The organism is Streptomyces sp. NPDC056486 (assembly GCF_042795295.1).
GTDB lineage: Bacteria > Actinomycetota > Actinomycetes > Streptomycetales > Streptomycetaceae > Streptomyces.
Genome location: NZ_JBHTSF010000096.1, coordinates 26,338 through 35,270, shown reverse-complemented (window position 1 = coordinate 35,270; position 8,933 = coordinate 26,338). Strand labels below are relative to the sequence as shown.

Sequence of the window (8,933 nt, the reverse complement as noted above, 5' to 3'; positions counted from 1 at the left end):
AACCCGGCCGCGCCCCGGCCCGCGCCGACCTAATGGTCGTCGGGGCCCACTACTCGGCACCCGCGGGGGGGTGGGGGGGGGCCCCCACGGGTCGGTGCGGCCACCCACTCCAGCCGGAACAGTGAATCGCGGTGGCGCGCACCCCATTGGTCAGCGGCGATCGGCCGCAGGACCAGGGATGCGACCGTCGCCAGGGGGTTCCCCTGTACGTCGGTCAGTTCCAGCGTGACGGCGTCGGGTCCGGCAGGTGTGAGCCGTACCCGCGCCGCTGTGGCACCGGTCGCGTGCCAGCGGATCCCGCTCCAGGAGAACGGGAGCCGGGGGCGACCGGCGTCTTCGACGAGGCCGCCGAGCATGCAGGCGTGCAGCGCGGCGTCGAGCAGCGCCGGGTGGAGGCCGAACGATGCGGCGTCCCGGTGCTGGTCCTCGTCAAGGCTGATCTCGGCGTACACGGCGCCCTCGCCGCGCCATGCCGCCCTGAGGCCCTGGAAGGCGGGTCCGTAGGCAAACCCGGCCTCTTCCAGGCTGTCGTAGAGGCCGTCTATGTCGACCGGCTCGGCTCCGGCGGGCGGCCACTGCGTGACGGTGGCCGGCTCGGCGGGTGCTCCGGTGGTGAGGAAGCCGGTGGCGTTCCGGGTCCAGTCGGTGTCGGTGGCCGGGTCGTCCGGGCAGGAGTCGATGCTCAGCGCCCGCCGACCGGAGCCGTCGTCGCCGCCGACCGTCACCCGCAGTCGCACTCCGCCGCGTTCGGGCAGCACCAGGGGTGCGGACAGCGCCAGTTCTTCCACCTCGTCCAGGCCGAGCCTGCCGCCCGCCGCCAGCGCGATCTCCGCGAAGGCGGTGCCGGGCAGGAGTGTCGTCCGTGCGACCGCGTGGTCGGCGAGCCACGGGTGGGTGTCCGTGCCCAGCCTGCCGGTGCACACCAGGCCCTGTTCGTCGGCGAGTTCCACGGCGGCGCCGAGCAGCGGGTGGTCGGCGTCCGCCAGGCCGAGACCACCGGCCGCTTCGACGAAGCGCAGGTCGCGGGGAGCGTCCAGCCAGTAGTGCTTGCGCTGGAAGGGATAGGTCGGCAGGTCGACGTGCTGTCCGGCGGGCACCGTCTGCCGCCAGTCGAACGGCAGGCCCCCTACGTACGCCTCCGCGACGGAGAGCAGGAACCGGTCGAGGCCGCCTTCATCCCGGCGCAGCGTCCCCACCATGACGGCGTCGCCACCGGTGGCCTCCACCGTCTCGGACACGCCGATGGTGAGTACGGGGTGCGGGCTGCACTCCACGAACGCGCCGACGCCGTGGTCGAGCAGGCCGCGCGTAGCGTCCTGGAACCGTACGGTGTTGCGCAGGTTCTGATACCAGTAATCGGCGCCGACCTCGGTCCCGGTCAGCCACTCTCCCGTGACCGTGGACAGCATCGGCACACTCGCGGGCCTTGGCTCGACCCCGGCAAGAACGCCCGCCAACGCCTCCTGAATACGCTCCACATGCGGCGAGTGCGAGGCGTAGTCGACAGGCACCTTGCGGGCCCGCACCTCATCGGCCGCGCACGACTCGACCAGCTCGTCCAGCGCGTCGGCGTCACCCGCCACCACCACCGAACGCGGACCGTTCACCGCGGCAACCGATATCCGCCCGTCCCACCGCGCGATCCGCTCACGCGCCTCATCAATCGTCACCGCCAGCGACACCATGCCGCCCTGACCCGAGAGCGCCAGGATCGCCTTGCTGCGCAGCGCCACGACCTTGGCGGCATCGTCCAGGGAGAGCGCCCCGGACACATACGCGGCGGCGATCTCACCCTGGCTGTGCCCCACCACCGCATCCGGCTCCACACCGTACGAACGCCACAGCGCGGCCAGCGACACCATCACCGCGAACAGCGCGGGCTGCACGACGTCGACACGCTCCAACTCGGCACCGTCAGCAAGGACTTCGTGCAACGACCAGTCCACATAGGGCGCAAGCGCATCGGCGCAAGCATCCAGAGAAGCACGGAAAACCGGCGACGACTCCGCCAACTCCGCACCCATACCCAGCCACTGCGAACCCTGACCAGGAAAGACAAACGCCACCTTGCCCACAGGCCGCGCGACGCCGACCGCCACGCGGGCCGACTCGACGCCTCCAGCGACCGCCGTCAGCGCCTCGGCGCCGCCCGCGACCACCACGGCCCGGTGATCGAACACCGACCGCGAAAACAAGGCATCCGCTACATCGCCGGGCGCCATATCGCCCAATACGGGCGCCAGTTGGGCGGCATAGGCACGCAGTGCGCCCTCCGTACGCGCGGAGAACACCAGCGGAACCAGCCCGGACAGAACCGGCCCGGACGCCGACGGCAAGTCAGCCGGGGTCTCTTCGGTCTCGTCGGTCTCATCGGGCGCCTGCTCAAGGATGGTGTGTGCGTTCGTCCCGCTCACGCCGAACGACGAAACGGCCGCCCTGCGCGGTCGGTCGAGAGCCGGCCACGGCCGGGTCTCCGTCAGTACGTCGACCTCGCCCGCCGACCAGTCCACGTGCGGGGAGCGCTCGGTGATGTGCAGCGTCTTCGGCAGTTCGGCGTGCCGCAGCGCCATCACCATCTTGATCACACCACCCACACCGGCAGCTGCCTGCGTGTGGCCGATGTTGGACTTCAGGGACCCGAGCCACAGGGGCTCTCCGGCGCGGTCCTGGCCGTATGTGGCAAGGAGAGCCTGGGCCTCGATCGGGTCACCGAGGGTGGTGCCGGTGCCGTGTGCCTCGACCACGTCCACGTCGGACGGGGTCAGGCCCGCGTTCGCCAGGGCCTGGCGGATGACGCGCTGCTGCGAGGGGCCGTTCGGTGCGGTGAGACCGTTGGACGCGCCGTCCTGGTTCACCGCCGAACCCCGCACGACCGCGAGGACACGGTGGCCGTTGCGCCGGGCGTCCGAGAGGCGTTCCAGTACCAGCATGCCGATGCCTTCGCCCCAGCCGGTGCCGTCGGCACTGTCGGAGAACGCCTTGCAGCGGCCGTCCGGGGCAAGGCCCCGCTGCCTGCTGAACTCCACGAAGGTCGCCGGGCTCGCCATCACCGTCACGCCACCCGCGAGGGCCAGCGTGCACTCACCGGAGCGCAGCGCCTGGGCCGCCAGGTGCATCGACACCAGCGACGACGAGCACGCCGTGTCCACGGTCACCGCGGGGCCTTCGAGGCCGAACACGTAGGAGACGCGGCCGGAGGCGACGCTGCCCGAGCTGCCGACGCCGAGCTGGCCCTCGAAGCCTTCCGGGGAGCGGCCGAGCCGGGCGGCGTAGTCGTTGTACATCACGCCCGCGAACACACCGGTCGCACTGCCCCGCAGGGACTTCGGGTCGATTCCGGCCCGCTCGAAGGCCTCCCAGGAGGTTTCGAGGAGCAGCCGCTGCTGGGGGTCGACCGCGAGCGCCTCGCGGGGTGACATGCCGAAGAACGCCGGGTCGAACTCGGCGGCATCGTAGAGGAAGCCACCCGACCTGACGGTGCTGGTACCGGTGTTCTCGGGGTCGGGGTCGTAGAGCGCCTCCACGTCCCAGCCCCGGTTGTCCGGGAAGTCGGACACCGCGTCGCGGCCCTCGGCGACAAGGCGCCACAGGTCTTCCGACGAGCGCACTCCACCGGGGTAGCGGCAGCTCATGCCGACGATGGCAATCGGTTCGTCGTCGGCGGCGGCCGTGCGGACGGTCGCCGTCCGCGTCTCGTCGTCGCCGAGCAGCGTGGCACGCAGGTGCTTCGCGAGCGCCACGGGTGTCGGATAGTCGAAGACCAGCGTGGCGGGCAGACGGAGACCGGTGGCCGCGTCGAGCCGGTTGCGCAGCTCGACCGCGGTGAGCGAGTCGAACCCGAGCTCGTCGAAGGCCCGCTCCGCCTCCACCGCGGCGGCGGAGGCGTGGCCGAGCACGGCTGCCACGCAGGTGCGTACGAGGTCGAGCAGGGCCGGGAGGCGCTCTTCCTCCGGCAGGGCGGAGATCCGCGCCGTCAGGCCCCCGTCGGCCTTGGCGGCCTCGGGGCGCGCCGTGCGCACCAGCGCGCGGAGCAGCGGGGGGACGGTCTCGGGGCGGGCCCGCAGCGGGGCCAGGTCGAGGCGCATGGGGACGGCCACGGCGGACGGCAGCGCGAGGGCGGCGTCGAAGAGGCGCAGTCCCTCCTCGGCGGACAGCGCGGTGACGCCGGCCCGCGCGAGGCGGCCTCGGTCGGTCTCGGCAAGATCGTCGGTCATGCCGCTCGCGTCCGCCCACAGGCCCCACGCGAGCGATGTGGCGGGCAGGCCCTGCGCTCGCCGATGCTGGGCGAGCGCGTCCAGGAACGCGTTGGCGGCGGAGTAGTTGGCCTGGCCCGCGTTGCCGAACGTGCCCGCGGCGGAGGAGAACAGCACGAACGCCGACAGGTCGAGGTTCAGTTCGCGGGTCAGCTCGTGGAGGTGCCGGGCGGCGTCGACCTTCGGCCGGAACACGGTGTCGATCCGCTCCGGGGTGAGCGACTCGATCACACCGTCGTCCAGGACACCCGCCGCGTGCACGACGGCCGTCACGGGGTGCTCGGCGAGCAGCGCCGCCACCGCGTCCCGGTCCGCCACATCACAGGCGACGGCGGCGACTTCGGCACCCAGGCCGGTCAACTCGGCGTGCAGTGCGCCCACTTGGCCGCGCCTGCTCGCGAGTACCAGCTGGCGCACCCCGTGTCGTACAACCAGGTGCCGTGCCACGAGCCCGCCGAGCATTCCGCTCGCACCGGTCACAAGGACCGGCCCTGAGCCGAAGTCAAGACCCTCCTCCGCCGCCGTGGGACGGGCCCGTACGAGTCTCGGTACGAGCAGTTCACCGGCGCGCAGGGCCAGTTGAGGCTCACCGGTGGCGACGGCGCCCGCCAGGGTCCGGGCCGCGGCCGCCGACCAATCGGTGTCGGTGTCGACGAGCACGAACCGGCCGGGGTGCTCGGACTGCGCCGCGCGTACGAGGCCCCACACCGGGGCGTTGGCCAGGTCGAGGACGTCCTCGTCGGGGCCCGCCGCCACAGCGCCGCCGGTGACGAACACCAGTTGCGCCGAGCCGAACCGGTCGTCGGCGAGCCAGGCGCGCACCAGGGACAGCGCCCGGTACGCCGCCTCCGCGGGGTCGGCGGCCGGGGGCACGGGGGCGAACACGAGGTCCGGCGCCTCGTCCTGCGCCAGCGCGGCCAGGCCCTCGTCCCCCAGGACCGCCCAGCGGGTCGAGGCCGATTCGGCGGGCCGCACCTGCGTCCAGTCGACCCGGAACAGCGAGTCGAGGCGGTCGCCGGCGAGGCCGTCCGTCGTCAGGGGCCGCAGCGACAGTTCGTCGACCGAGGCCACGGGGGCGCCCGTGCCGTCGGTCAGGGAGATCGCGACGCCCGAGGCACCCGCCGGGGACAGCCGCCCCCGCAGCGCCGACGCGCCGCTGCTGTGCAGCCGTACACCGCGCCAGGAGTACGGCAGGTGCAGCCGCTCCGTGTCGGTGACGAAGCCGCCGAGGCCGATGGCGTGCAGCGCGGAGTCGAGCAGCGCGGGGTGCAGGCCGAAGGAGCCCGCACTGTCCTGGTCGGGCAGCTCAAGCTCGACGAACACCTCGTCGCCGCGGCGCCATGCCGCACGCAGACCGCGGAACGCCGGACCGTAGCCGAGGCCCGAATCGGCGAGGTCGTCGTAGTGGCTCTCGGTGTCGATGCGCTCGGCTCCGGCGGGCGGCCAGGCGCTCGTATCGGCGGCCGGGGCCGTCGCTCCCACCGTGAGCGTGCCGAAGGCGTGCCGTGTCCAGGGCTGGTCGTCGGCCGCGTCGTCGGCCCGTGAATAGACGTTCAGCGCGCGGCGCCCCGACTCGTCCGGGGCTCCGACGGACACCTGGAGTCGTACCGCGCCGTCCGCGGGCAGGACCAGCGGCGCCGCCAGTGTCAGCTCCTCGACCTGGTCGAGCCCGACCTGGTCTCCCGCTCTGATCGCCAGCTCCACCAACGCGGCGCCGGGTACGAGGACCACGCCACCGACGGTGTGGTCGGCAAGCCACGGGTGGGTGGTCAGGGAGAGCCTGCCGGTGAGCAGGGCGCCCTCCTCGTCGGCCAGGGTGACCGCGGCGCCCAGGAGCGGGTGGTCGGCAGGACGCAGGCCCACCGAGGCCACGTCGCCGATGTGTGTGCCGACGTCCAGCCAGTACCTCGTGCGCTGGAACGGGTACGTGGGCAGCTCGGTCCGCCGGGCACCGCGGCCCGCGAACACCGCCTGCCAGTCGAGGGCGACGCCCCGCACGTGCAGGGCCGCGACCGCCGAGGTGAGCGTGGCACCTTCGGGCCTGTTCGCGCGCGCCCCGGCGACAAGGAGCGCGCCCTCGTCGACGCAGTCGCGGCCCGCCGCGGTCAGCACCGCGTCGGGGCCGAGCTCCAGGAAGTGGGTGACACCCTGCTCGCCCAGGCTCCGTACGCCGTCGAGGAAGCGCACGGCCTCGCGGACGTGGCGTACCCAGTGCTCCGGGTCGCGTGCCTGCTCCGGGGTCAGCAGGGCGCCGGTCAGGGTGGAGACGACCGGGATCGCGGGGGTGCCGTAGGTGATGGTCCGTGCGACGGCGCGGAAGTCGTCGAGTACGGCGTCCACGTGCGGCGAGTGGAACGCGTGGCTGACCCGCAGGTAGCGGGTCTTGCCGCCGCGCTCCCGCCACGCGGCGTCGATCACGGCCACGGCGTCGGCGTCGCCCGCGATCACCGTGGACTCGGGGCCGTTGACCGCCGCGACGTCCACCGCGCCGCCGTGCTCGGCGACGAGGCGGCGGACAGTGTCCTCGTCCGCGCGGAGGGACAGCATCGCGCCGCCCTCGGGCAGCGCCCCCATCAGCCTGCCGCGGGCGGCGACCAGCGTGCAGGCGTCGGCGAGGGAGAACACGCCCGACACGTGCGCCGCGGCGAGTTCCCCGATGGAGTGGCCCGCGAGGAACTGCGGGGTGAGACCCCACGCGGTGACGAGGCGGAACAGCGCCACCTCGATCGCGAACAGCGCGGGCTGCGTGTAGGTGGTCCGGTGGAGCAGGGCGGCGGCCTCGGTGCCGGGCTCGGCGAAGAGCACGTCACGCAACGGCCGGTCCAGGTGCGGGTCAAGGCCCGCGCAGACCTCGTCGACGGCCTGCGCGAACAGAGGGAACTCCCCGTACAACTCGCGGCCCATGCCCACCCGCTGGCTGCCCTGTCCGCTGAACAGGAACGCGAGTTTGCCGCGCGAACCGACCGTGCCGCGCACCAGGTTCGGTGCCTCGACACCGTCGGCGAGGGCGTGGAGACCGGAGAGCAGTTCCGCGCGGTCCGCGCCGACGACGGCGGCCCGGTGCTCGAGCGCGGTCCTGCTCACGGCGAGCGAGTAGCCGATGTCCACCGGCGTCTCGTCCCGGCCCTCCAGGTGGGAGATGAGGGCGGTGGCGCGCTCGCGCAGGGCGGCGGGGTCGTTGCCGGAGAGGACCCACGGCACGGCGTCGGCAAGGACGGGGTCGGCGAGCTCGGCGGGCCCGCCCTGTTCATCATCCTGCTCGCCGTCGGCGTCCTCGGCCGGGGCCTGTTCGAGGACGACGTGGGCATTGGTGCCGCTGATGCCGAAGGACGACACCGCCGTCCTGCGCGGCTCCCCCGTCCGAGGCCACGGCCGCGCCTCGGTCAGCAGTTCCACGGCGCCCGCCGACCAGTCGACGTGCCGGGAGCGCTCGCCGACGTGCAGGGTCGGCGGCAGCACGCCGTGTTGCATCGCCATGACCGTCTTGATCACGCCCGCGACGCCTGCGGCGGCCTGTGTGTGACCGATGTTGGACTTGACGGAACCGAGCCACAGCGGCCGGTCGGCGCGGCGGTCCCGGCCGTAGGTGGCGAGGAGGGCCTGGGCCTCGATCGGGTCGCCGAGCGTGGTGCCGGTGCCGTGCGCCTCGACCGCGTCGACCTGCGCGGCGGTCAGTCCTGCGCTGTCGAGGGCCTGGCGGATCACCCGCTGCTGCGAGGGACCGTTGGGCGCGGTGAGACCGTTCGACGCCCCGTCCTGGTTCACCGCCGAACCGCGCACGACCCCGAGGACGGTGTGGCCGTTGCGCCGGGCGTCGGAGAGCCGCTCCAGGAGCAGCATGCCGGCGCCCTCGCCCCAGCCGGTTCCGTCGGCGTCCTCGGAGAAGGACTTGCAGCGGCCGTCCGCGGCGAGGCCGCGCTGCTTGCTGAAGCCGATGAACGTGTCCGGGGTCGCCATGACGGTGACACCGCCCGCGAGGGCGAGCGTGCACTCGCCGGAGCGCAGCGCCTGGGCCGCCAGGTGCAGCGTGACCAGGGAGGACGAGCAGGCGGTGTCCACCGTGACGGCGGGCCCCTCGAGCGCGAACGTGTACGACACACGGCCGGAGGCGACGCTGCCGAAGCTGCCGGTGCCGAGGAAGCCTTCCACTCCCTCAGGCACCGAGCGCAGCCGCGAGGTGTAGTCGTGGTACATCACCCCGGCGAACACGCCCGTCCTGCTGCCGCGCAGCGAGGACGCGTCGATCCCGGCCCGCTCGAACGCCTCCCAAGAGGTCTCGAGGAGTAACCGCTGCTGCGGGTCCATCGCCAGAGCCTCACGCGGCGATATCCCGAACAGGCCGGGGTCGAACTCGGCCGCGTCGTGCAGGAACCCGCCCTCGGTGCGGAACGCGCGGTCGGGGTCCTCGGGGTCGGACAGCTCGACGTCGCCCCAGCCCCGGTCGGCGGGGAACGCCGTCACACCGTCGCGGCCGTTCGCGACCAGCTCCCACAGATCCTCGGGGGAGCGTACGTCGCCGGGGTAGCGGCAGCTCATGCCGATGATCGCGACCGGTTCCTGCTCGCCCTCCTCGACCTCGCGCAGGCGCCTTCGGGTGTCACGCAGGTCGGCGGTGACCCGCTTCAGGAAATAGCGGAGCTTGTCCTCGTTGTCCATCGTTCTCAACTCCAGGGAGTGTTC

The 8,933-nt window shown here is 73.0% G+C and carries 1 protein-coding gene; it reads right to left on the bottom strand.

What is annotated here, in order from left to right; all coding sequences use genetic code 11:
* Positions 1-29: 29 nt before the first annotated feature.
* Positions 30-8,918, bottom strand: coding sequence for an SDR family NAD(P)-dependent oxidoreductase (locus ACFQ7F_RS30425; protein WP_383277063.1), 8,889 nt, complete (start codon positions 8,916-8,918; stop codon positions 30-32).
* Positions 8,919-8,933: the final 15 nt, after the last annotated feature.